Raw genomic sequence first — 23,583 nt, forward strand, 5'->3', positions numbered from 1 at the left:
TCACGCACTTCATGTACGCTCCGCTCGGGTTCTCGAAAACCGCGCCATATATCTCACCGCAGCGACTTTCCAAACGGACACCGGTACCGATTTGAGGAGGAAACGATCATGGACGTCGGTCTGACCACGATTGAGGAAAAGGACATCTCCAAGCATCTTGCCGTCGCACAGGCAATGGTGACACGATTTGTCTCGCTCGATAGCGGCGAGAAGTCCGGTACCGAAATTGCCGGCACTGGCAGACGTTTTGTCTCCACTGTTTCCACCGGCGGATTGCGCAAGACGCGTGAGGTGGAGCTCGCAAAAACCATCCAATCTGTGCGGCCCGACGATCTGATGCTTTCGATTGCCCAACACACGCTGTTGTTTCGGGCTCGTCGTGGTGTCGCAATTGCACTCGCCGTCGCCGACGTTTTCGGCCGGCAGAGTGACCTTGAAAGCCTGATGGCGCGCAATGCTTCCGCTCCGTTACTGGGTGAAGAGGCCAGTCATTTCAAACGGCTTCTGTCAGCTGCAGCTTACGTTGCCGCTTTCGCCCTTGCGGCATATCTCGCGCAATCGATCGAGGCTGATTCAGAGCCAGCCAATGATATGAGCGAGCCTGATTTCGTCTTCGATACCGCGCAAGACGCCTTGAAATCGGTAATTGCCGGTCTCGATCGTGCGATATCCGGCGCGAGCGACGAGCAGGTGATGCTGGCGCGCGCCAAAGCCTTTTCGGCACTCGCCATCGAGGGGCTTTTGCAGCGCAAGGGGCGATTTGACGGGCTCGGCCGTTTCGAAGATACGCACCTGCGGCTCGACAGCGATGACTTCACACTGGACGGGTTCGATGTTGCGCCGTCGAAGAAACGCACACCGCTGGTGATGACGTTCAAGAAACCGAACGAAGTTATCGGCAACCACATCGCCAAGTTTCAGGCCCTGAAGCTTTCCAAAATGCTGATGGCTTATGATTTCGACCGGCAGCTCAATCCGTTTGTCGAGTTGGGCGGGTTTCTCTTCACATTTATCGGTGATGGTGCGCCGGGCACGGGCAAGACCACGCTGATCCAGATGATCGCCGGGCTGCTCAATGATTATTGCCAGGTTGCCGGCTACGCATTTCATTATGAGAATTTCGGTGTGGACCAGATATCATCCTATCAGGGCAAGTCCGGACAGAACTGCAAGCAATTCGTGACGAATGTGCTCAATCCGCGCGTGATCGGCTTCGGTACGATCGACGACATCGACCAGGTGGCGGCAAAGCGTTCGGATGATAGGGCATCATCGGGCCAACATGAGATCACCGGCGTGTTGATGGAAGCTTTTTCAGGCGCTTCCACTGTTGTGCGCGGCAATTGCTCATTCGGCATGTTCTCCAACTATCCGGAGAACGTCGACGATGCGTTGAGGCAGAGGGCAGGAGCTCGATGGCTGGTCGACGGGCCGCAGACGCGCGACGATTATATCGACATCTTCGCGCTGCTGGCGGGCAAAAACCACAAGATACCGCTGGGCGATCACAAGCTTTATGAAGCGCAACAGATCGAACGGGCGGTGGAGACAGCCTATGACGAATTGTCGGAGCCGCAGGAGGACGGGTTGAAAGTGGTTTTTGATCGCTTCATCAAGGACAATGGCGAGCCGAAAACCCTGTCGGACATCGGCACCTATCTGCACATGATCAAGGAGCGTGAGCCGCGCTTCACAGGACGTGCCATCAAGAACGTCACCGATGCGGTCAAGATGCGGGCGATGGATGTGGAACTTCCGGATGAATGGTTTGAAAAGCCGGAAACGTTCATGCACAAGGGCTATGATGAAAAGAAGGCGATGATCGAGACGTTGCGCAAGCCCTTCACGATGGAGATGGTGCTGCAGGAAACCAACCGCTATGCAGACTCCGAATTCCGCTATGCGGACAAATCCGATGATGCTGCCGTCGACAAGATGGTCCGCGAAGCAAGGTTGCGGGAGCGGGCGGTCAGAGAGGTCGAGGCACTCAAGGCCAAAGGGCAATGGGACCTCTGATGGACCTTCTCTACGAAAACGAGCTGATCTATGGACGCTTGCTGACGATCGACCAGCCACACCTGGTAGAGCGCTATAATCGTGCACTGAAATCCTTCGGTTTCTCTGCGACGAAACTCAAGAAATTCAATATCGACAGGACCGGTTTTTCGCCGGAAATCGCCAAGGAGCTGAAGGACCCATCTTACCTCGACCCCAATGGCGTCAATCGGCGGTTTATCATTTTGACACCGGCGCAGGCGGATTTGCCGGTCGTACACACGCAGTTTTCCAACACATCGCAACTGATGTACGAGTTTTTCACCAGCAATTCACGGGCCATCAACGCGCTGACGATCAAGGATGTGCTTTACGGCGAGATCGAGGATAGCGTTTCGGTCGTCAACGACATCGAGGACCTTTTGTCGATCAATCAGGTGGAGTTCCGGGTCCTTTCCGCCGAGAACGTCATGGGGCAAGCCGCGGAACTGCGGCTGTTGGTCGACAGACTGGAAGACGAGCCAGACGCCTGGCGCAACAACGAACTCATCAACCGCATGGTGGAACTCGCCAAGGTAACCGGCGATATTCGGGAGAATTCGCTGGTGCCGGACAAGGTCATCTTCCGGCACCGCGCCTTCTGGACCAGCCATTTCGGCGGTGTCTTCATCTTTGTCGACGACAATACGACAACCGTCATCGGCGATCCGTCAGCGCCGGGATTCCGGCGATCGCGGCCGTGGCAGGTGAATTATATTTCCATCAAGGATGCGGAACAGGTCTTTCAGTTTCTCAGCACAACAGGGCGTATCGAATTGCCGCGCGCCTCATGGATCGAGCAGTCCGGCTATCTGGAAAATCGCGGCGAGATGATCATCCGGCATTTGATCCAGTCACTGGAGCCGGAGCGGGACCTGACCAATATCGACCGTATTTGGCTGCAGACGTGGATTCACGCCAATGCCAGCCTGATCAACCATGACGGCACATGGCCATTCCTTAATGCAGTCAAGCGCGAGATCGGCCAGACCGGGCAGCTCAACATGGCGGAAATCGATCCGAAACGCCGGTTTCTTGTCGTACGCGCCCTGCCAAGACATCCGGATGCGTGGCTGGTCAACCAACTCATCAGCGACTTAGTCCCCTGGGATTTCCTGTCACGCTATGTCTTCAACAAGCCGGGTTTTTATGCAGACTATCAGGACTGGAGCCCTCCCTATCAGCAACACGTCGTCGAGACTCTGAAGACGATTTATTTGAAGGATAAGGAGGGGCTGCGGAAGAGGCTGTACGGGTTATGATTCTGGCTCGTAAAAACAAATTCAATTTGCATGCCAATTTTGAGATTTTTCCAGTCGCATGCCCCAACCATAGGGCCGGTCCATCGCCTCTATATGAAATAGATTGGCATTCTAAAATTAGTCAATAATATCAATAATATGAGGCATCCAAACCGTAAGCAGGTCCTTATAGGACAAGGGCCTATAGTTTTCGTCGATGAAACTTTCGTAGGAAGCGAGCATTTTAAATCGACATGCTTGTCGATATTCTCAAAACACCATATCTGAAGGTTGAGAGAGCCCCGCTGGGCTGGGCTCTATGGACTTGAACAATAACAAGGAAACAGGATGCTCGAGCCCGTGATCAATTTTTTCAGCCGGATTTTCTACTATATTGGGCGCGGTATCGGCTTTGTGGTCGGTATTATCCTGTGGCCGTTCATGTGGGTGGGGAGCTGGTATGGACGACGCGGCATCATCCTCAAGGCAGTTCTTGGTCTCGCCGTGCTCGTATGGCTCGGGCTCTACGGATATTTCTTTTACAACACACAGGTCTGGACGAATTTCAACCCGGACTACATCAGCTCCTACAATTTCAAAAATCTCACCGTTCCTGTAGGCGAGCCGGTTCCTTCGCCGACGCAAGCTGCCGATACAGGCGCAGCGAAGACCTGCGCGCGCTCGGCTATCGTGCAGGTGACCGCAGACCTTACGGATTTCAACGTCAACCAGAACGCGTGGATTTCCTCCATGCTGCTCTACAAGCTCGGGTTCTTCGGCGTCGATTGGGACAATACGCCTTTCCTCGACAACAAGGCGTCCTTCCAGCGCGGTATCAACTCCGCTATACGCCGCACGGCAGTTGAACTCGTCGATACACTGGGCCGTGTTCGCGGGACCTCGCAGATAGACGCCGACTTGCAAAAGGCACGTGGAAATCTGCAGTTTACCGAAGACGCCTGGTATTTCGGCCTCAATCCCTTTGGTCCGAAGACGCCGACGCCGAGTTATTATCGGTCGGCGGTCAAGGATTTGCGTACGTTCAACACCAAGCTAGAGTCGTGCAATGCCATCTTCGATGCACGCGCGGACAATCTAATCCAGTTCATCGACCGTATCGCCAATGATATCGGCGCGACTTCGGCGATTTTGAAAGATCGTTCGGAGAATAACAATTATGGCTGGTTCGACACGCGCGCCGATGACCGCTTCTGGTTCGCCTATGGTCAGCTCTATGCCTATTACGGTCTGATGAACGCGGCTCAGTTGGACTTCAAACAGGTGCTCGATGAAAAACACCTGACACCGCTTTGGGATGGCATGGACGGGCAACTTCGTTCGGCCTTGAACATCAAGCCCTGGATTATCGCCAATGGCAGCGAAGGCGGCTGGCTGTTGCCGAACCACCTGACGACGATGGGTTTTTATATCTTGCGCGTGCGTTCAAACCTGATCGACATCAAGCAGGTGCTGCAGCAATAGTAGACTTGGGCTGATAAGCTGCTATATTGAGGTTGGAGTAGGGGCAAGCTTGCGCCTGCCCCTTTTCCTTATCTTATAAAATGAACCCGGAGCGTAACTTGCCAGCTAGTCCGGGTTCTTTTTACGATAAGGGTTATGCTCAGCGGTCTAAACCACATCGCTCACCTCCAAATCCAAACAGCAAGGCTGTTGCCGCAGTTGGAGAAGCCCATCGCCTCCAATGTACCGCTGGCCCGGTGCTGCTGCTTTTCTGCTGGACCCTCTCTACATGACGCTATTCGGTAGGCTCGGCAACGCATGTGCGGTTGCAGATAAAGCTGTGATCAGTTGCAAACCGAGGGCAAGGTTCAAACCGGCAAGCTTGACGTTTCCTTGACTTCTTCCATCACGGCGTAGGTGTGGCTTTCGCGGACGCCTGGCAAGGAAAGCAGCATATCGGAAAGAAAGCGCCGGTAGTGCTCCATATCGGCAACCCGGGCCTTGATCAGATAGTCGAAGCCGCCGGCGACCATATGACATTCCATAACGTCCGGATTACGGCGCGTCGCTGCGGCAAAGGTCGCAAAGACGTCCGGCGTAGTACGATCAAGTTTGATCTCGACGAATACAAGCATTGCACGGTCGAGCTTTTTCGGCGACAATTTTGCCGTGTATCCAAGGATGTAGCCGTCACGGGACAGGCGTTTCACCCGTTCGGTTGTAGCGGTTTGCGACAGGCTGATGCGCTCGGACAATTCCGTGTTGGTCAGGCGTCCATCCTTCTGGAGCTCGCGCAATATTCTGCGATCGAGACTGTCCAAATTTTTCATCGCTAAAATATTCCCCGTTTGTAGTTTTTTACACGCAATCTCTCACATTCATTGGTGAGAATAACTGAGTAGATTTGGATTATATGGGAAAAATCAATAAGGGGAAGCCTGATGACCGCACCATTGCCATCCACCAATGATTTTTCCGCACCTTATGCCGTCGATGATCAGGCGCTGGTTGCCTCGCTGCTTAAGTCCATAACGTTGCCGGAAGATGTCAACCGCCGCATAGATGCCCGCGCCAGCAAATATATCACGACGATCCGCAAGGAAGCGAGCGGTATCGGCGGGGTCGAGGATTTCCTGCGGGAATATGGTTTGTCGACCCGCGAAGGTCTTGCGCTGATGGTGCTGGCGGAAGCCCTTCTGCGCGTACCGGATGCAGCAACGCAGGACAAGCTGATCGAGGATAAACTGAAGCAAGGTCATTGGTCAGAACACGAGCCGAGCGGCGATACCTGGTTTGTGTCCGCTTCCGCTTGGGCGCTCGGTCTTTCGGCCAAGGTCATCAAGCCAGGCGAAACGCCGGAAGGCGTGCTTTCCTCGCTGGTCAAGCGGATTGGCCTGCCGACGGTTCGGACTGCCACCAAGCAGGCCATGCGCTATCTCGGACACCATTTTGTCTTGGGTGAAACCATCAAGGACGCGCTGAAGCGCGCAAGCGCCAATGAGGCCAAGGGTTATCGCCATTCCTTCGACATGCTGGGGGAAGGCGCACGTACGCGTAAGGATGCGCAGGGTTATTTCAAATCCTATGCCGACGCCATCGACGCGATCGGCCGGGCCACTGGCAATAAGAAGCTCCCGGATCGGATGGGGATTTCGGTCAAGCTCTCGGCGCTGCATCCGCGATATCTGGCGACACATCATGACCAGGTCATGGCCGAACTGGTGCCCGACCTTCTGGCTCTTGCGCAAAAGGCGAAGTCTTACGATCTTAATTTCACCGTCGACGCTGAAGAGGCCGACAGGCTTGAACTATCACTTGATGTGATCGACCGGGTATTTGCGGATCCATCCCTGGATGGGTGGGACGGATTCGGCCTCGCCATCCAGGCTTACCAGAAGCGGGCTCTCGATGTGATCGATCACATCGACAAGCTCGCGGCGCGGCACAACCGCAAGATGATGGTGCGTCTGGTCAAGGGGGCTTATTGGGACACCGAGGTGAAGCGGGCACAGGAACGCGGCCTTGTCGACTATCCGGTTTTTACACGCAAACCAGCAACCGATGCGTCCTATCTTGCGTGTGCCAAGCGCATGCTCGATGCGCGACCGCGTATCTTCCCGCAATTCGCCACGCATAATGCGCTGACCGTGGCCATGATTCTGGAAATGGCAGGCGCCGACAAGAGTGGCTTCGAATTCCAGCGCCTGCACGGCATGGGCGAGAGCCTTTACAAGCAGATCACCGAGAAAAACGACAAGATCGCCTGCCGAATTTATGCGCCCGTGGGCGGGTATCGCGATCTTCTTGCCTATCTTGTGCGCCGCCTTCTCGAAAACGGTGCAAACTCGTCCTTTGTCTCTGTGGTTGGTGACAACAATGTACCGATTTCGGAATTGTTGATAAGGCCGGCCGAGAAACTGAACGATGGCAAGGGCTATCGCCATCCAAACATCCCATTGCCGCCGAAGCTCTATGGCAAACGCGCCAACTCCGCTGGGGTCGAGCTCGGCGATCGCAAGGAATTGGCGGCTTTGCTGTCTGGAATTGCCAAGGCGTCAACGACCGTAAAAGCGGTCCCGTTGATCGAAGGCGTGAAGCCATCCGGCAAGACGCAGGATGTGGTCTCTCCAGTAAACGGCTCGACTGTTGGTACCGTGGTTTTTGCTACCGCTGAAGAGGCGGCCAAAGCCGTCAGTGTTGCGCGCAAGGGTTTCTCATCCTGGTCGCGTGTCCCGGTGGAAACGCGGGCAAAAGCGTTGGAAAAGGCGGCAGACCTCCTGGAAGCCAATCGTGACAGGCTTCTCGATCTTCTTTCGCGGGAAGCAGGCAAGACGATCGATGACGGCATCGCCGAAATCCGCGAAGCAGTTGATTTCTGCCGCTACTACGCAGCCGAAGCTCGCAGACAGTTTGGCGTAGACAAAGTCATGCCGGGGCCAACCGGCGAGGACAACAAGTTGCGGCATCGCGGCCGTGGTGCTTTCGTTTGTATCAGCCCTTGGAATTTCCCTTTGGCGATCTTCCTGGGTCAGGTAACGGCAGCGCTCGCTGCCGGCAATACCGTCTTGGCCAAACCGGCAGAACAGACGCCACTTATTGCCTATGAGGCAATTCGCGCCCTGCATGAGGCAGGTGTTCCAAAAGATGCAGTCCTCTATGTGCCAGGCGATGGTCCCGTCGGGGCGGCGCTGACCTCACATCCGGACATCGCCGGTGTCGCCTTTACCGGCTCGACGGACACGGCTTGGGCGATCAACCGCGCGCTCGCGGCGAAGAAGGGACCCATTGTTCCGCTCATCGCCGAGACAGGAGGCCTTAACGCGATGATCGTCGATGCGACAGCCCTTTCCGAACAGGTCGCCGATGACGTTGTCATGTCGGCCTTCCGATCGGCGGGCCAGCGTTGCTCTGCTCTGCGTATTCTCTATCTGCAGGAAGACATCGCCGACAACATGCTTGAAATGATTGAAGGTGCAGCAAAGGAACTCATCCTCGGTGATCCTTCCTTGCCTTCAACGGACGTCGGGCCGATCATCGATCGGGCACAGCGCGACATGCTGACAGACCATATAGCGGCGATGCGGAAGTCACAAAAAGTGCGCTTTGCAGGCGAGGCGCCGGAAGACGGCCTGTTTTTCGCGCCGCATATCGTTGAGCTCAACCGGCCGGAAGCGCTGGAGCGCGAGGTATTTGGCCCGGTCTTGCATGTTGTTCGCTGGAAGGCCAAGGACCTCGACAAGGTCCTCGACCAGATCGCGTCGACCGGCTACGGCCTAACGTTTGGTTTGCACACCCGTATCGAAGCGACAGTAACCAAGATCATCGACCGGCTCGATATCGGTAACGTCTACGTCAACCGCAATACGATCGGCGCTGTCGTGGGTACGCAGCCTTTCGGTGGTTCCGGCCTTTCCGGTACTGGACCAAAGGCAGGCGGGCCGGCCTATCTGGCACGATTTGCACTCGAGCAGGTTGTTTCCGTGAACACGGCGGCGGCAGGTGGCAACGCAAGTCTTATTGCCATGGGCGAATAGACTCTGGCCTCAGCAACTGGGGATAGTCCCTTCTGGCTATCCCCATTTCGCTTACACGATGCTATTTGACGTTCTTGAAGCATTGAGGAGACGTCGATGGCTATCGTCAAATCCGATATTGAGATTGCGCGCTCGGCGGTGAAAAAGCCGGTGTTGGAGATCGGCGCCAAGATCGGTATTCCGCCCGAGCATCTTGCTCCCTATGGCCATGACAAGGCGAAACTTTCGGCGGAGTTCATCCGGTCCAAGCGTGGTGCCAAGGATGGCAAGCTCATTCTCGTAACTGCAGTCAGCCCGACGCCGGCGGGGGAGGGCAAGACGACGACGACAGTCGGTCTTGGCGACGGGCTCAACCGGATCGGGAAAAAGGCTATCGTCTGCATTCGCGAGGCATCGCTTGGTCCCTGTTTCGGCACCAAAGGTGGTGCTGCGGGTGGCGGCTATGCGCAGGTCATTCCCATGGAGGACATCAACCTGCACTTTACAGGTGATTTTCATGCCATCACCTCCGCTCACAATTTGCTGGCGGCGATGATCGACAACCACGTCTACTGGGGCAATGAGCTAAATCTCGATACGCGCCGTATCACCTGGCGGCGCGTTATGGACATGAACGACCGGGCCTTACGCGATATTGCTTCCTCGCTCGGCGGCGTGGCCAACGGTTTTCCACGTGAATCGGGCTTCGATATCACTGTCGCCTCGGAGGTGATGGCTATTCTTTGCCTTGCCAATGATCTGGAGGACCTGGAACAGCGGCTCGGCGAAATCATCATCGGCTACCGCTTCAACAAGACCCCTGTTTATGCCCGCGACCTGAAAGCCGACAAGGCCATGGCCGTGCTTCTCAAGGATGCCATGCAGCCCAACCTGGTGCAGACTCTCGAGAACAATCCAGCCTTCGTGCACGGCGGCCCGTTTGCAAATATTGCGCATGGTTGCAATTCGGTCGTCGCGACGACAACTGCGCTGAAACTTGCAGACTATGTGGTTACCGAGGCAGGTTTTGGTGCGGATCTTGGCGCCGAGAAATTCTTCGACATCAAATGCCGAAAGGCCGGTTTGAAGCCGGCGGCCGCGGTGATCGTCGCAACGGTCCGTGCCATGAAGATGCATGGCGGTGTGGCAAAGGAAGATCTGGGTCAAGAGAACGTCGCTGCCGTCAAATCTGGTTGCGCAAATCTCGGACGTCATATGGAAAATGTCCGCCAGTTCGGTGTGCCGGTCGTGGTTGCAATCAATCATTTTACTGCCGACACGGATGCGGAGATTGCGGCCATGAAGACGTTTGTCGCGGCACATGGCGCCGAGGCTGTTCTATGCAAGCATTGGGCCCAGGGTTCCGCCGGGATCGAGGAACTTGCGCACAGGGTCGTTGCGTTGGCGGAAAGCGGCTCGGAGCAGTTTTCGCCGCTTTACGAGGATGAGCTTTCGCTGTTCGAGAAAATCGAAACCATCGTCAAGCGCATCTATCGGGGTGCTGAAGCGGATGCGGATGCGAGTGTGCGCGAACAATTGCTGCAGTGGGAAGAGGCTGGTTACGGCAATCTTCCGGTTTGCATGGCAAAGACTCAATATTCATTCTCGACGAACCCGCATCTGCGCGGGGCGCCGGTAAACCATGTCGTGCACGTACGGGAAGTTCGTCTTTCTGCCGGAGCCGGGTTCGTTGTGGCCATCTGCGGAGAAATCATGACCATGCCTGGCTTGCCCAAGTCTCCCTCGGCCGAGCGGATTCATCTCAACGACCACGGCTTGATCGAGGGGCTATTTTAGACGTTGGTCGAAGCTCATATTTTTGCTGTTGCAAGCGCTGCAATGTAACGCTAACAATCACCTCATGGACAAGCGCATTCTTTCAAATGGCTGGTGGTGGGCTCGCTGATAGCGGCCGCTAAAGCTTTTTGCATGTTTGTGAAAAGGGAACAGGGCCGCGACGGGTTTTCCGGGCGGCCTTTTTGTTTGACCGCCGAAGCCCGCAACGCCAGATGCAACAAGGGAATTTATGATGCATAGAATTGAAGGCGATGTGGAAATATTCGATACCAAAGGCGGTGTCACGATCACGCGATCCCGCATAGCGACGACCTATGCCAGCGCTATCGACAGCTATGTCGATGCTCTCGACGAGCGGCGCGGCGCCGTTTTCTCGTCTAATTACGAATATCCTGGCCGCTATACGCGCTGGGATACGGCGATTGTCGATCCGCCTGTCGTTATAACGTCCAATGGCCGCCATATGACCGTTGAGGCGTTGAACGAGCGCGGCGAAGTTCTTTTGGTCCCAATCAAGCAAGCTATCGAAGCGCTTGAGGAGGTGTCCGTTACAGGTACAAGTGCGACCAGGCTTGAACTTGAGATTGCGCTACCCAGCCGCCAGTTCACCGAAGAAGAGCGTTCACGCATACCTTCCGTCTTCACGGTCCTGCGCGGTATCGTTGGACTGTTCTTTACCGAAGATGATGCCAATCTCGGTCTTTATGGCGCGTTCGGTTACGATCTGGCGTTCCAGTTCGATACGGTCCAGTACAAGTTGAAACGTCCGGATGACCAGCGTGATATCGTCCTGTATCTGCCGGATGAGATCCTGGTGGTCGACCATCATGCTGCCAAGGCATGGCTCGACCGCTATGACTATGCGTTCGCCGGCGCTTCAACCGAGGGTCTGCCGCGGGATACGGCGGCAAAGCCATTCAAGCCAACAGACAAAATACCCGGACGCGGCGACTACAATCCAGGCGAATATGCTGGACTGGTCAAGAAGGCCAAGGAAAGCTTCATGCGTGGCGATCTCTTTGAAGTCGTACCCGGGCAGACGTTCTATGAGCGCTGCGAAACCAGACCGTCGGTTATTTCGCGCCGGCTGAAAGCCATCAACCCATCGCCCTATTCGTTTTACATCAACCTCGGCGATAACGAATATCTGGTCGGCGCATCGCCGGAAATGTTCGTGCGCGTGGTCGGTCGGCGTATCGAGACTTGCCCGATTTCAGGAACGATCAAGCGCGGCGAAGATGCGATCGCCGACAGCGAGCAGATCATCAAGCTGCTGAACTCAAAGAAAGATGAGTCCGAGCTCACGATGTGCTCGGACGTGGATCGCAACGACAAGAGCCGTGTGTGTGAGCCGGGGTCGGTCCGTGTCATCGGGCGTCGCCAGATCGAAATGTATTCGCGGCTGATCCATACCGTCGATCACATCGAGGGCCGCTTGCGTGAGGATATGGACGCATTTGACGGATTCCTGTCGCACGCCTGGGCGGTGACCGTAACCGGTGCCCCGAAGCTTTGGGCGATGCGTTTCATCGAAGAAAACGAGCGGAGCCCGCGCGCCTGGTATGGTGGTGCCATCGGCATGGTCAATTTCAACGGCGACATGAACACGGGCCTGACTTTGCGCACGATCCGCATCAAGGACGGCATCGCGCAGGTTCGTGCGGGCGCAACCTTGCTCTACGATTCAGTTCCGGAGGAGGAGGAAGCGGAGACCGAACTCAAGGCGTCGGCGATGATTGCTGCGGTTCGGGACGCGCACAAGAGCAATGTCCTGCCCGAGGAACGCGCTGTCGCTCGCGTGGGAGAGGGGTTATCCGTTCTTCTCGTCGATCACGAGGATTCTTTCGTCCACACCTTGGCGAATTATTTTCGACAGACCGGTGCAAGCGTGACAACCGTACGCACGCCGGTTGCAGAGGAGATATTCGACAGGATCAAGCCGGATCTGGTGGTTCTGTCACCCGGACCGGGGACGCCGGAAGATTTTGATTGCAAGGCGACGATCAAGAAAGCCCGCAAGCGTGAACTCCCGATCTTTGGCGTTTGCCTCGGTTTGCAGGCGCTTGCCGAAGCCTATGGCGGATCGCTGCGACAGCTGCATGTTCCGATGCACGGCAAACCCTCGCGCATTCGCATTACCAAGCAAGGCAAGATTTTCTCGGGCCTTCCCAAGGAAGTCACGGTGGGTCGGTATCATTCGATCTTCGCCGATCCGGTTCGCCTGCCGGACGAGTTTATCGTTACTGCAGAAACGGAGGACGGCGTCATCATGGCGTTCGAGCACAAAAGCGAACCGATTGCGGCGGTGCAATTTCATCCGGAATCGATCATGACACTCGGGCATAACGCTGGTATGCGCATGATCGAGAATGTCGTGGCGCACCTGCCGCGCCGGGCAAAGATAAGAGCAGCATGACGGAAAACACCACAGTTCAGCGCATTGCGTTCTGGTCGATTTTCGTCGGAATCACCGTTCTGGCGCTGAAATACGTTGCCTATTACGTGACCGGTTCCGTCGCACTTTATTCAGACGCGCTGGAATCGATCGTCAATGTGGTGGCTGCGATTGCCGCCTGGTGGGCGATCCGCGTCAGCTACAAGCCCGCCGACCAGAATCATCCCTTCGGACACCATAAAGCCGAGTATTTCTCGGCGGTGCTTGAGGGGGTACTGATTGTCGTTGCTGCCTTGCTGATCCTGCGTGAAGTTTGGGTCGCTTGGGAAACGCCCCGGACGTTGGAGCGGCCATGGCTTGGTCTTGCGATCAACGGCGGTGCATCGATCATCAACGCGTTCTGGGCTTCTTTGCTTATCAACCGCGGACGCAAACACAAATCCCCGGCATTGCAGGCGGACGGCAGGCACATCATGACCGATGTGGTAACCTCTGTTGGTGTATTTGCTGGTCTGGTGGGCGCCATCCTGACGGGTTGGACGATCCTTGATCCGATACTCGCGTTGATCGTTGCGCTCAATATCCTTTGGCAGGGATGGAGCGTGATCGGAAATTCGGTGCAAGGCCTGATGGATGTCGGGGTCGCGACGGAAGAGACCATGCGCATCCGCGATGTCATTTCATCCAATGCGGGCGGCGCGCTCGAGGTTCATGATCTCAAGACACGCATCGCCGGGCGAGTAACCTTTATTGAATTTCATCTGGTCGTTGAGGCGAGAATGAGCGTCGGCGATGCACACGTCATTTGTGACCGTATCGAAAATGCGTTGATGGCAGAGATCCCGGACGCCAGCGTGGTGATCCATGTCGAGCCCGAAGACGAGGCAAAATTGCCTATCGGGACGGCGGCCGTTCCTTTCGCCTGAGTTTACTTATTCGCTGTTACAACCAAGCATTCGATGCAGTCTTGCAACATTTTGTAACGGATTATTTCAATCGGTCATGATTTCGTTACAATTATGTTGACATAGAAGCGCTGCCGGGTGACATGTTTCCCAGCAATGCAATTCTCCATATTCGATGCGACGCCGGGGGCGTACGTCTGGGGACCGTAAATTTTGGCGATACGCATCAGTTCCCTTTGAGGATCGAGCGCCCAAAGCGCATGGCAGCGCCGAGCGGATAACCGCGGCTGTTTACAATCTCAGTTAACCTTAGAGCAAAGGATAACCAGATAGAATCGTTCTGCCGGAGAGAATTTGTTTCAAGGCCGATGGATAAACATCGGCCTCGTCACCTTCCGCGTGGATTGTCGCGCCATCCGCGAAACAGAACTGGTTCTATCTGGATATCCTTTGCTCTAAAACTGCCAGGATTAACTTATGGGTAAACCTTATCTTTATGGACTATTGGCCGGGCTCTCGGTGATCGTTGCCGCTTATCCGGCTAGCGCACGCAATACCGCAGATTGCGACAAGCTGCAGTCCGGTAAAGCGGAAGTACTGTTAAATACGATTGATCCGCAGCCCGACGCCGATAAAAATAGCACCGGAGATGCCTGCCCGCAGAAGGGTCAGGCAAATTCGCAGACACCGGTAAAGGCAGTACCGATTAACCTTGGAGCGACAGGCAGTGGGACTATCGTGAAGAAAGCGATCAAGGGCGACGTTCTTCCCCAGAGTGAAGGTTCGCTCCATGAGGATCGTACTTTCAAGTATCGGATCTATCGTCCGGAGGTTCAGAGCGGAGATACGATGGTTCTTCTGCATGGCTCAGGCCAGGACGAGACCAGCCTCGTTTCCTTTGCGTCGAAGATCGCACCGAATGCTCTTCTGCTCGCCGTGCGGGGGCGTGTCGTGCAGGATGGTTCGAACCGCTGGTATCGCCGGCTGACACCCATCAGTTTCGACCAGCAGGGTATTCGATCCGAAGCAAAGGCTTTTGCTGAGTTCCTGAAGCAGGTCACGCGGGAATACAAATTCGACCCCAATCGCACGACGTTTCTCGGCTACTCCAACGGCGCTAACTTGGTCAACGCCGTGATGATGCTGTACCCGGACCTGGTGAAACAGGCTGTACTTTTACGTTCAATGCCCGTCTTGACAGAATCGACCGAAGCCAATCTTGCCAATGCTCGAGTGTTGACCGTTTCCGGTGCTTCCGATCAGCTCTATGCACCCTATGCGCCTGCCCTTGAGGACTTGCTTCGCTCGCACGGTGCTCGCGTGGAAGCGCGTTCGATCAAGTCCGATCATGGATTGGGCAAGGACGACGTGAAAGTCGTCAGTGAATGGCTGGCTGGCGGGGCGACGGCTCAGTTGAAGAAGAACTAGACAAACTTGCTATACCCCCGGCCGAGCGGTTCGACACCGCAGCCGTTCCGGCGTCAGGAGGATTGGTCCATCTTCCTGACAACATGGTCCCCTTTGCTCCTCGTATCCGAAAAGACGGCTGCAGACCATTTCCATCAGATTATGAGTTGACGACCTAGCATTCTTCTTGCATCAGGCCTGGCAGTCGTTTAACTGTCTGGTCATGAAAACGCGCCCGACCCCGCAGTCATTTGTTCAGTCCGCTTCCGCGGGCGTGACCGATCGCGCATTTCTCCTTCCGCTTCTTCTTAACCTTACTGGCGATCGCCGGGCTCGTTAAGAGGAGCGTCCGGCGGTCGAACTAGCCGCCAGGCAATCGCTCCTTATTCCCTTTACAAGATAAATGTAACACTCAAGAAGAGTGCCGAGATCGCGCCAGATTTGATGCGCACCGGCCGGAAACGAGAAACAAATGACCGACATGATCCAGCGGAACATGGGCATGCCCTATGCGGCCAAGAAATACGAACCTTATCCCATGGTGGATCTGAAAGATCGCCAATGGCCCTCCAGACGTATCGAGAAGGCACCCATCTGGTGTTCCGTCGATTTGCGCGACGGTAACCAGGCATTGATCGATCCGATGGGGCACGACAGGAAAGTGCGCATGTTCGCGCTGCTGCTCGAGATGGGATTCAAGGAAATTGAGATCGGTTTTCCTTCAGCCTCGCAAACAGATTTCGACTTTGCGCGCTGGTGCGTGGAGGAGGGCAACGCTGGTAGGGATGTTTCCCTGCAAGTGCTGGTGCAGTGCCGTCCGGAGTTGATCACCCGTACCTTCGAGTCTTTGGAAGGCGCACACAAGCCGATAGTACATTTCTACAATTCAACCAGCGAGTTACAGCGGCGCGTCGTTTTCAATAAGGACGTTCACGGCATCAAGACCATTGCCACAGACGCCGCCAAAATGATCACGGATATGGCTGCAAAGGCGGGCGGTGGCTATCGTTTTGAATACTCGCCTGAAAGCTTTACGGGCACCGAACTCGAAGTCGCATTGGAAATCTGCAATGCGGTAACGGAAATCGTCAAGCCGACAGCCGACAACAAGTTGATCATCAATTTGCCTTCGACGGTGGAGATGTCCACGCCAAACATCTATGCGGATCGCATCGAATGGATGTGCCGTCAGCTCGACAATCGCGAAAATCTGATCATCTCGCTGCATCCGCACAATGATCGTGGCACCGGCGTTGCAACCACCGAGCTCGGCCTGATGGCTGGTGCCGACCGCGTCGAAGGAACTTTGTTTGGCAATGGCGAGCGCACCGGCAATGTCGATATCGTTACGTTGGCGTTGAACATGTTTACGCAAGGCGTCGATCCCGAACTCGACTGCTCCGACATCAACCGGATGAAGGAGGTGTACGAGTATTCCAACCAGCTTGTTATCCCTGAGCGTCACCCTTACGTCGGCGAGCTGGTCTACACGGCGTTTTCGGGATCGCATCAGGACGCGATCAACAAGGGGATGAAGGCGATCAAGCAAGCCAACAAGATGCTGTGGGAGGTGCCTTATCTGCCCATTGACCCGCAGGATGTCGGGCGCAGCTATGAGGCAATCATCCGCATCAACTCACAGTCGGGTAAGGGCGGCATTGCCTATATCCTTCAAGCCGACTACGGCCTGAACTTGCCGCGCGGCATGCAAGTGGAGTTTCGCGAAGACATCCAGCAGATCACGGACGAGGAGGGCAAGGAAATGCCGTCCAAGCGCATCTATGACCGCTTCCAGGAACTCTATGTCGAACAGCCGAACGCGCGATTGAAATTCGTCGACCACCACACCTATCCCGATACTGAGCGGAAGGGTGTGCGTGTGCTTTCTGCGGAGATCACTGATCGCGGTGAAACGAAACGGATTGAGGGAAGAGGCACCGGCCCTGTCGATGGATTCATCGACGCTCTTTCGCATTATCTCGGCATTAAATTGTCGGTCGTGAACTATTCGGAACACTCGCTCCAGCATGGTTCGGATGCAGCCGCGATCAGCTATATGGAAATCGAACATCCCGGCGGCAAGATGTTTGGTGCAGGTATCAACAAGAACATTGTGACTGCCTCGCTTGAAGGCATTGTCTCGGCAGCAAACCGGATAGTCGGAAAGTGATGAAGGGCCCTACGGGGCCTTTCATTTATACGCGGGAACGAAAATCATTCCGGACAAGTTTCTGATGCAATGGCCGCGACAGATGGTTAATGATGTTCTAACCTAGCTGGTGCCGGAAATGCCTATGAGTGAAATGCGAGAGAAGATCACCGCTGTTGATAATCGGCGAAAACTTGCTGACGCCGTTCGGGGTGCGCAAATTGCTGCTGCCGACCGCGGCGATGTCGTCGTCGATATGAAGGAAGCGGACCTCGCCAGGATCGAAATCCTTGCCCATGATTTGAAGCCGGTATTTGATGATGTGCCTGCGGACGATTTGCAATGGGATTTCGCAATTTCCAAAGGGCAGCAGCCAAGATTGTGGATTGATCCGACGTCGCATGTCATGATGGGCCGTGATCGGCGGACATATCGTTTTGTCCGGGACACCAGGCTTGGACGGATCGTACTGGTGGAGTCGCCCGATGTGCAGCCCATTTCAGATGCGGTAACCAATTATATCGCTGAGCGGATCGTGGAGCGTCAGCGGCTGATGGAAGGTGAGAGGATCAATCTTCGCTCCGCCGCAATTTATCAGGAAAATCAGGCACTTGGTCCAACTGAACATGCATTGGCTCGGCCACCCGCACTATCGTCCGCTTCAGCGCGTCGCTCGAGATCGGTTGTGAGCGAACTGGTCACGGTATTGACCTGGTTTGTTATCGGCGGCCTCGCGGGTGCAGGTGCGCTCCTGGCTTTTTTCTGGGATCGCTTGGCGCCCTACTTTTGAATCACACCGGGGCGAGTACAGCGCCCACTTGAAGGTCATGTTCGCGGATGGTCCGGATGCTCATCTGTTCGTCGACAATTCCACGCTCAATCATATGACACGACCAGCCGATGTTGGTTTTGGCAATGGAAAACAGATTAAACGCCGCTGGAGGCTTGTGATTTCCACCAAAACTCTGGCTTGCCGAGGGGACGCATATGACCGGTATTTTCCAGCTTGGACCTTCTATCTCGTAGCGTGTCGCAAGATGCGTATGACCATGAAGGACCAATTCAGCCCCATGTTTGCGAACTGTGCGCTGAAAAAGACCGATGCCGAGCAGGCGCTTATGCGAGGGCGCAGCCCCGCGCACTGGCGGATGGTGGATCATAATGACCCGGAAGAGGCCAAGTTTACCTGTTTCGTCGAGAAGTTCGCCCAGTTTTCGAGCTTGCCGCTCGCGAATATCGCCGGTCGCCATGAAGGGAGCGGTAGCGCGCGCTGAGGAAACGCCAATAAGCGCTATGTCGCCGCGGACGCGAAGATATGGGAACTCCACAGGGCTGTTTGCCGCTGCCTGCGCGTCCCCTCGCATCCATGGTTGCCAAAAGCGACGTGTCTTTTTCAGCGCACCCGGCACGTACGCATCATGATTACCGGGAACAACCGAGACGTCAGCGGGATCGCCCAATGTTTTGAGCCAGCGCTGGGCCGTCTCCAGTTCCTCATCTAGAGCCAAGTTCACGAGATCGCCGGTCACGGCGATATGATCCGGGGACTGTGCCTTCATATCGGCCACTAGAACATCCAGTGTGCCGCTGGTCATCGAGCCCTTGCGGTTCGATCGCCAATTGATATAGCCAGTAATGCGCTTGGAGATCAGTTCACGCAAAGTCAGCGCGGGTAAAGGCGACAGATGTATGTCGGAGATATGAGCGAGGTGAAACATCGACTCAGCTTTATGAGAGTATTGGCGCGAAATCCAGTGATACAACCGTCGCACACCGGAGCAGTTCCGGCCAAGGTCACGCAGAATGGTTGAAAAACGTTCAAAATGGCGTCATCGCCTGTTCCATACCTACTTTCTGCTTCGTCGACCCATGACCCTTGGTGCCCGCGGCGTTGTTCTGGATGACAAGGAGCAATCGGTATTTCTCATTCGCCACACTTACGTTCCTGGCTGGCAATTTCCAGGCGGTGGCGTGGAAACGGGGCATAGCGTTGAACAGACGCTCAGAAAGGAATTGATGGAGGAAGGCAATATCGAGCTGACAGGTCGACCGCAGCTTTTCGCCATCTATCACAATGCGCACGCATCAAGGCGCGATCACGTTGCACTGTATGTTTGCCGCTCTTTCCGGCAGATAACACCGTTCATCGCCAATCGCGAGATTGCCGAAGCGGGGTTTTTCAAACTCGGAGCGCTGCCGCAGGATACGACACCGTCCACCCGGCGCCGGCTCGCCGAGATTTTGGACGGCGCAGACGTCCCGCTTAACTGGTAGCGATCAGAAACGGTCGCGATCGTGCGGGACCGTATAGTCGATTTCCGGTCCAACAGGAATTATCCCGCTTGGATTGATGCTTTTGTGACTGCAGTAGTAGTGCGCCTTGATGTGTTTCAAGTTCACTGTCGGGGCCACGCCCTGCACCTGATATAGTTCCCGCGTGTAGTTCGTCAGGTTCGGATAGTCGGCAATGCGCTGGCGATTGCATTTGAAATGACCCACATAGACGGGATCAAAGCGCAGCAGAGTGGTAAACAGGCGCCAGTCGGCTTCCGTCAATCGATTGCCAACGAGATAACGCTGACGTGACAGCCGCTCCTCCACGTGGTCAAGCGCATTGAACAATTGCGCAAACGCCTCTTCATAAGCTTCTTGTGTCGTGGCGAAGCCTGCCCGATAGACGCCGTTGTTGATATTCGGATAGATCAGCGCGTTGATCTCATCGATCTCGCCGCGCAGCGCTTCGGGATAAAAATCAAGCGAGGCATCGCCGAAGTCGTTGAACGCGGAATTGAGCATCCGAATGATTTCCGATGATTCATTGGAAACGATGGTATTGCGCTGTTTGTCCCAAAGAACCGGCACGGTTACACGGCCCGAATAATTGGGATCGGCGCGCGTGTAGATTTCATGCAAGCGCTTAGAACCAAAGAGGTGGTCGGGTGTTGCGCCGTCCTTCTCGTAAAATGTCCAGCCTTCCGCTCCCATGTAATGGTCGACGACTGACAACGAGATTACATCCTGCAGTTGTTTGAGTGCGCGGAAAATCAGCGTACGGTGCGCCCAGGGACAAGCATAGGAAACATACAAATGATAGCGGCCAGGTTCGGCCTTGAATCCGGCCTTGCCCGACGGTCCTGCGCTACCATCAGCAGTCACCCAATTGCGAAACTGTGACTCGGTCCGGATGAAACGGCCGCCAGTTTCCTTTGTATCGTACCACTGGTTATGCCACACACCATCAATCAATAAACCCATCTCGTCTCCTTGAACCACGCTGTGCTGGTTGATTTCACTATTTCGTTGTTTCTCACAGTTAGGCCCAATTCCTCTCGGTTCCATGACCAAGCCGGTGAACAGAGTGTCACTTTTTGCCGGACAAACCGGATTTTCGGTTTACGGCGGTTTCTTTTGATGTTACGCGGACAAAAAAGGAGACTTTTGTGGCAGGAATTCTGTTCATCCGACGATGAAACCCGGACCGGCGCTTTTTCAAAGCGGCGGACACTCCTGTGTTGCCGACGACCGAAAGGGTTCGAGGCGCCTATCCACTCGTTTCACAAAGACATTCAGCATGCTGACCCAAGTCGTGACCTACGCCCCGGAAAATCCGGTGCATGACGCTGCCATAGAAGACATCAATAAAGAAGCTTTTGGACCGGGGCGGTTTGCTCGTGCCGCATACCGGATTCGAGAGGGTGGCCCGCACGATCGCACGCTTTCCTTCGTCGCGTTGAACGGAGAGCACGTGGTCGCATCGGTCCGGCTAACGCCAATCCATATTGGCACGACTTCGGCTTTGCTTCTCGGCCCTCTGGCCGTACGTCCTGCATGGAAAAATCAAGGCATCGGCGCTGCGCTGATGCGCACCAGTATGGAAGCAGCGCGTGTCGCTGGGCACCATCTGGTTATCCTTGTCGGCGATGAGCCCTACTATGCGCCTTTTGGCTTTCGCCAGATACCAGGTCATCTGATCGAAATGCCCGCGCCCGTGGAACCGACCCGGTTTCTCGCCTGTGAACTCACACCGCGCGCGCTTGAGGCCGTGCAGGGACGTGTACGCCACGCCACCCAGACCTGACAGTAATCTGGACTGACGGATCACTACTTGCCTTCGCGGTACCACATGCCGCCCAGCACCAGGATCATTGCGGCGAGTCCAAGGAAGCCTGAGAAGAGTGGCAGGCGATTGACGCTCTTCAGGATCGTCTCGTTGGTCGGACGCAATCCGATCCAGTTGTCGCCGCTCGCGCCCGCCATGCCGCGCGACGCCACGATATTTGGAACCTCAATTGTGGTCTGGTCGGGGGTTGGCCGCAGCCGGCGCGTTCCGCCACCCGTTTCGCGCGCCAGGGGGGCGAGCTTGGCGGTCGTGGAAACATTGTCGCTGAATTCTGGCGCGTCGACGGGTCCGACATGGGCAAGCGTCGTCAGGTCACCATTGGCCACCTGGTAAAGGCCGATTTCATCGGTTGTCACGGAAGCTGTAAAGACCCCTGGCTCGGTTTCCGTCAGGGGAACGGACCTCGTCTTGCCCGATGGCGTGATGATGCTCGCAGGATTGGCGGTCTTCTGCATGGTCTGCCGGCGGATCTCCAGGTTGCGGCCGCTTCCGCTTGCTGTCAGCGCTTCTTCTTCCAATTCCGGCTCTTTCATAAGCCAGTGGGCGATGCGCCGGTAGAGCGCGGCATGCGGACCGCCGCCTTCGAAACCGCGCGCCCAGAGCCAGCCCTGGTCGGAAAGGAACATGCCGACCCTGCCTTCTCCAACATGATTGAGCACCAGCAATGGCTTATCGCCTGCATCCATAACTGTTGTGCCTTCAGGTTGATTGACGTCAATGACGCGGAACCAGCGGCTCCAATGCGGTGGCTCTTGCGTGCTGCCCTCAAGGCCACGTGTCACCGGATGGCGTTTGCCTTGATCGCTCAGACGCGGATAGAACGCTTTTTCTTCGATGTTCCCCGTCGGCGTCGCAGGCAGGACCGAGAGGAGCGGTGTATTGGCGATCGACATGTTGCCCGCATATTCGGGACCGGCGGCGATGAGAAGTGCGCCCCCCTTTTGGACGTAATCGTTGATGTAGTCGTAATAGAGCAGCGGCAGCACGTCGCGGTGTTGGTAGCGATCGAAAATGATGAGGTCAAACTGCTCGATCTTGTCGACGAAAAGTTCCCGGGTCGGGAAGGCAATCAGCGAAAGCTCGTTGATCGGTGTCGAATCCTGCTTCTCGGGCGGCCGCAAAATCGTGAAGTGCACGAGATCGACGGATGCGTCGGATTTCAAAAGATTGCGCCACGTGCGCTCGCCATTATGCGGTTCGCCTGAAACCAACAGGACACGCAGATTCTCGCGAATGCCGTCAACCATGGCAACGGCTCGGTTGTTCACTTCCGTGAGTTCGTTAGGAACGGCATCGACGACAATTTCGACAATGTTCACGCCTGCTCGCGGTAGCGTAACCTCCAGCGGCATTTCCTGACCTATAATAGCATCCTGATTGCTCACCTCATCGCCGTTCACGCGCACGCTAACACGCGCACGGCCACCTTGCGGCTCGCCCGAAGCTGTAACCTTGTAGGTCATTTCTTGCGGCTTGCCGGTCAACCCGAAGCGTGGTGCACGGACAAATTGGATACGGCGGTCGATCTCGCCGGGCGTGCCGGTGATTAGCCCATGCACCGGAGCGGCGAAACCGAGACCGGCCAAATTGGCCGGGATATCATGAATCTGGCCGTCCGTGATCATAATCGCGCCGCCGATACGAGCCGGTGGCACATCACGGAAAATGCCATTCAATGCCTGGAACAGACGTGTTGAGGTTGCGTCATCATTTTCGGTTGCTTGACCGGTTTCAACCGTCCTGACCTCGAATTGCGGTAGGCGGCCAAGTTCGGTCTGAACCTGTTTCAAAGCTGCATCGGTATCTGCAGTGCGGTTGCCGATATCCTGACTCTGGCTGCGGTCAGCGACGACAGCAACCACGCTTTTCAGCGGCTCGCGTTCCTCATTCACAACAATCGGATTGAAGAGTGCCATGGCAAATGCTGCAACGGCCAACAGCCGGATCAGGCTGCCGCGCTGGCGGAAGTAGATTCCGGCCAGCGTAAGAATGAACAGCGGTACGAGCAAAAGCGCGAGAAGCGTGTTTGAAACAAGAGGCTGGAAATCCAATGACAGATAC

At 55.7% G+C, this 23,583-nt stretch carries 16 protein-coding genes; 12 read left to right on the top strand and 4 right to left on the bottom strand.

The features are described 5' to 3' along the window. Window positions 1-108: 108 nt before the first annotated feature. The 3 genes from J2X72_RS15810 (at window position 109) to J2X72_RS15820 (ending at window position 4,757) form a co-directional block, all read left to right on the top strand. Window positions 109-2,016: an AAA family ATPase gene (locus J2X72_RS15810; protein WP_310073359.1), complete on the top strand. Its 1,908-nt coding sequence runs from the start codon at window positions 109-111 to the stop codon at window positions 2,014-2,016. Further along, window positions 2,016-3,296, top strand: a complete 1,281-nt coding sequence (locus tag J2X72_RS15815) for a DUF6638 family protein (protein WP_310073361.1) — start codon at window positions 2,016-2,018, stop codon at window positions 3,294-3,296. The genes J2X72_RS15810 and J2X72_RS15815 overlap by 1 nt, the downstream gene beginning before the upstream one ends. Window positions 3,297-3,623: 327 nt before the next feature. Then, the gene (locus J2X72_RS15820) at window positions 3,624-4,757 is read left to right on the top strand and encodes a DUF2333 family protein (RefSeq protein WP_310073363.1); all 1,134 of its coding nucleotides are present in this window, start codon (window positions 3,624-3,626) and stop codon (window positions 4,755-4,757) included. Window positions 4,758-5,104: 347 nt separating this feature from the next. Here J2X72_RS15820 and J2X72_RS15825 read toward each other — a convergent pair whose 3' ends face one another. After that, window positions 5,105-5,566 carry an Lrp/AsnC ligand binding domain-containing protein gene (locus J2X72_RS15825; protein ID WP_112530643.1) on the bottom strand — a complete coding sequence of 154 codons (462 nt, stop codon included), beginning with the start codon at window positions 5,564-5,566 and terminating at the stop codon, window positions 5,105-5,107. Between the two features lie 111 nt (window positions 5,567-5,677). Between J2X72_RS15825 and putA the strand changes: the two genes are divergently transcribed. From putA to J2X72_RS15860, 7 genes are all read left to right on the top strand, one after another. Then, window positions 5,678-8,770, top strand: a complete 3,093-nt coding sequence (gene putA / locus J2X72_RS15830; RefSeq protein ID WP_310073367.1) for a bifunctional proline dehydrogenase/L-glutamate gamma-semialdehyde dehydrogenase PutA — start codon at window positions 5,678-5,680, stop codon at window positions 8,768-8,770. A gap of 96 nt (window positions 8,771-8,866) precedes the next feature. After that, the gene (locus J2X72_RS15835; RefSeq protein WP_310073369.1) at window positions 8,867-10,546 is read left to right on the top strand and encodes a formate--tetrahydrofolate ligase; all 1,680 of its coding nucleotides are present in this window, start codon (window positions 8,867-8,869) and stop codon (window positions 10,544-10,546) included. Between the two features lie 232 nt (window positions 10,547-10,778). Next, on the top strand, window positions 10,779-12,962 hold the full coding sequence (locus J2X72_RS15840) for an anthranilate synthase (protein ID WP_310073371.1): 2,184 nt from the start codon (window positions 10,779-10,781) through the stop codon (window positions 12,960-12,962). Continuing rightward, a complete protein-coding gene (locus J2X72_RS15845) occupies window positions 12,959-13,867 on the top strand; it encodes a cation diffusion facilitator family transporter (RefSeq protein ID WP_210003135.1) in 909 nt (302 codons plus the stop codon). Before J2X72_RS15840 ends, J2X72_RS15845 begins: the two co-directional genes overlap by 4 nt. Window positions 13,868-14,323: 456 nt before the next feature. Further along, window positions 14,324-15,274, top strand: coding sequence for an alpha/beta hydrolase (locus J2X72_RS15850; protein ID WP_310073374.1), 951 nt, complete (start codon window positions 14,324-14,326; stop codon window positions 15,272-15,274). Between the two features lie 451 nt (window positions 15,275-15,725). After that, window positions 15,726-17,423, top strand: coding sequence for a 2-isopropylmalate synthase (gene leuA, locus J2X72_RS15855; protein WP_405044726.1), 1,698 nt, complete (start codon window positions 15,726-15,728; stop codon window positions 17,421-17,423). A gap of 124 nt (window positions 17,424-17,547) precedes the next feature. Beyond that, a complete protein-coding gene (locus J2X72_RS15860; protein WP_310073376.1) occupies window positions 17,548-18,192 on the top strand; it encodes a hypothetical protein in 645 nt (214 codons plus the stop codon). 1 nt (window position 18,193) lies between these two features. On the opposite strand, the gene J2X72_RS15865 is transcribed toward J2X72_RS15860, so the two are convergent. Beyond that, window positions 18,194-19,120: a metallophosphoesterase gene (locus tag J2X72_RS15865; RefSeq protein WP_210003132.1), complete on the bottom strand. Its 927-nt coding sequence runs from the start codon at window positions 19,118-19,120 to the stop codon at window positions 18,194-18,196. A gap of 85 nt (window positions 19,121-19,205) precedes the next feature. Here J2X72_RS15865 and J2X72_RS15870 point away from each other — a divergent pair, with 85 nt between their 5' ends. Then, on the top strand, window positions 19,206-19,676 hold the full coding sequence (locus tag J2X72_RS15870) for an NUDIX domain-containing protein (RefSeq protein WP_310073378.1): 471 nt from the start codon (window positions 19,206-19,208) through the stop codon (window positions 19,674-19,676). Between the two features lie 3 nt (window positions 19,677-19,679). Here J2X72_RS15870 and J2X72_RS15875 read toward each other — a convergent pair whose 3' ends face one another. Next, window positions 19,680-20,657 carry a glutathione S-transferase family protein gene (locus tag J2X72_RS15875; protein WP_310073380.1) on the bottom strand — a complete coding sequence of 326 codons (978 nt, stop codon included), beginning with the start codon at window positions 20,655-20,657 and terminating at the stop codon, window positions 19,680-19,682. 316 nt (window positions 20,658-20,973) lie between these two features. Between J2X72_RS15875 and J2X72_RS15880 the strand changes: the two genes are divergently transcribed. Continuing rightward, window positions 20,974-21,480, top strand: coding sequence for a GNAT family N-acetyltransferase (locus tag J2X72_RS15880; RefSeq protein WP_210003129.1), 507 nt, complete (start codon window positions 20,974-20,976; stop codon window positions 21,478-21,480). 23 nt (window positions 21,481-21,503) lie between these two features. Here the strand turns inward: J2X72_RS15880 and J2X72_RS15885 are convergent, their stop codons facing one another. Then, window positions 21,504-23,579, bottom strand: coding sequence for a hypothetical protein (locus J2X72_RS15885; RefSeq protein ID WP_310073630.1), 2,076 nt, complete (start codon window positions 23,577-23,579; stop codon window positions 21,504-21,506). Window positions 23,580-23,583: the final 4 nt, after the last annotated feature.

It is taken from the genome of Phyllobacterium sp. 1468 (assembly GCF_031455525.1).
GTDB lineage: Bacteria > Pseudomonadota > Alphaproteobacteria > Rhizobiales > Rhizobiaceae > Phyllobacterium.

Excerpts from the sequence above, each read along its gene's own strand:
- J2X72_RS15870 (WP_310073378.1), top strand. The coding sequence starts at position 19,206 with ATGGTTGAAAAACGTTCAAAATGGCGTCATCGCCTGTTCCATACCTAC.
- J2X72_RS15850 (WP_310073374.1), top strand. The coding sequence starts at position 14,324 with ATGGGTAAACCTTATCTTTATGGACTATTGGCCGGGCTCTCGGTGATC.
- J2X72_RS15840 (WP_310073371.1), top strand. The coding sequence starts at position 10,779 with ATGCATAGAATTGAAGGCGATGTGGAAATATTCGATACCAAAGGCGGT.
- J2X72_RS15860 (WP_310073376.1), top strand. The coding sequence starts at position 17,548 with ATGAGTGAAATGCGAGAGAAGATCACCGCTGTTGATAATCGGCGAAAA.
- J2X72_RS15845 (WP_210003135.1), top strand. The coding sequence starts at position 12,959 with ATGACGGAAAACACCACAGTTCAGCGCATTGCGTTCTGGTCGATTTTC.
- J2X72_RS15875 (WP_310073380.1), bottom strand. The coding sequence starts at position 20,657 with ATGGGTTTATTGATTGATGGTGTGTGGCATAACCAGTGGTACGATACA.
- J2X72_RS15815 (WP_310073361.1), top strand. The coding sequence starts at position 2,016 with ATGGACCTTCTCTACGAAAACGAGCTGATCTATGGACGCTTGCTGACG.
- J2X72_RS15825 (WP_112530643.1), bottom strand. The coding sequence starts at position 5,566 with ATGAAAAATTTGGACAGTCTCGATCGCAGAATATTGCGCGAGCTCCAG.
- J2X72_RS15810 (WP_310073359.1), top strand. The coding sequence starts at position 109 with ATGGACGTCGGTCTGACCACGATTGAGGAAAAGGACATCTCCAAGCAT.
- J2X72_RS15865 (WP_210003132.1), bottom strand. The coding sequence starts at position 19,120 with ATGTTTCACCTCGCTCATATCTCCGACATACATCTGTCGCCTTTACCC.
- J2X72_RS15880 (WP_210003129.1), top strand. The coding sequence starts at position 20,974 with ATGCTGACCCAAGTCGTGACCTACGCCCCGGAAAATCCGGTGCATGAC.
- J2X72_RS15835 (WP_310073369.1), top strand. The coding sequence starts at position 8,867 with ATGGCTATCGTCAAATCCGATATTGAGATTGCGCGCTCGGCGGTGAAA.
- putA (WP_310073367.1), top strand. The coding sequence starts at position 5,678 with ATGACCGCACCATTGCCATCCACCAATGATTTTTCCGCACCTTATGCC.
- leuA (WP_405044726.1), top strand. The coding sequence starts at position 15,726 with ATGACCGACATGATCCAGCGGAACATGGGCATGCCCTATGCGGCCAAG.
- J2X72_RS15820 (WP_310073363.1), top strand. The coding sequence starts at position 3,624 with ATGCTCGAGCCCGTGATCAATTTTTTCAGCCGGATTTTCTACTATATT.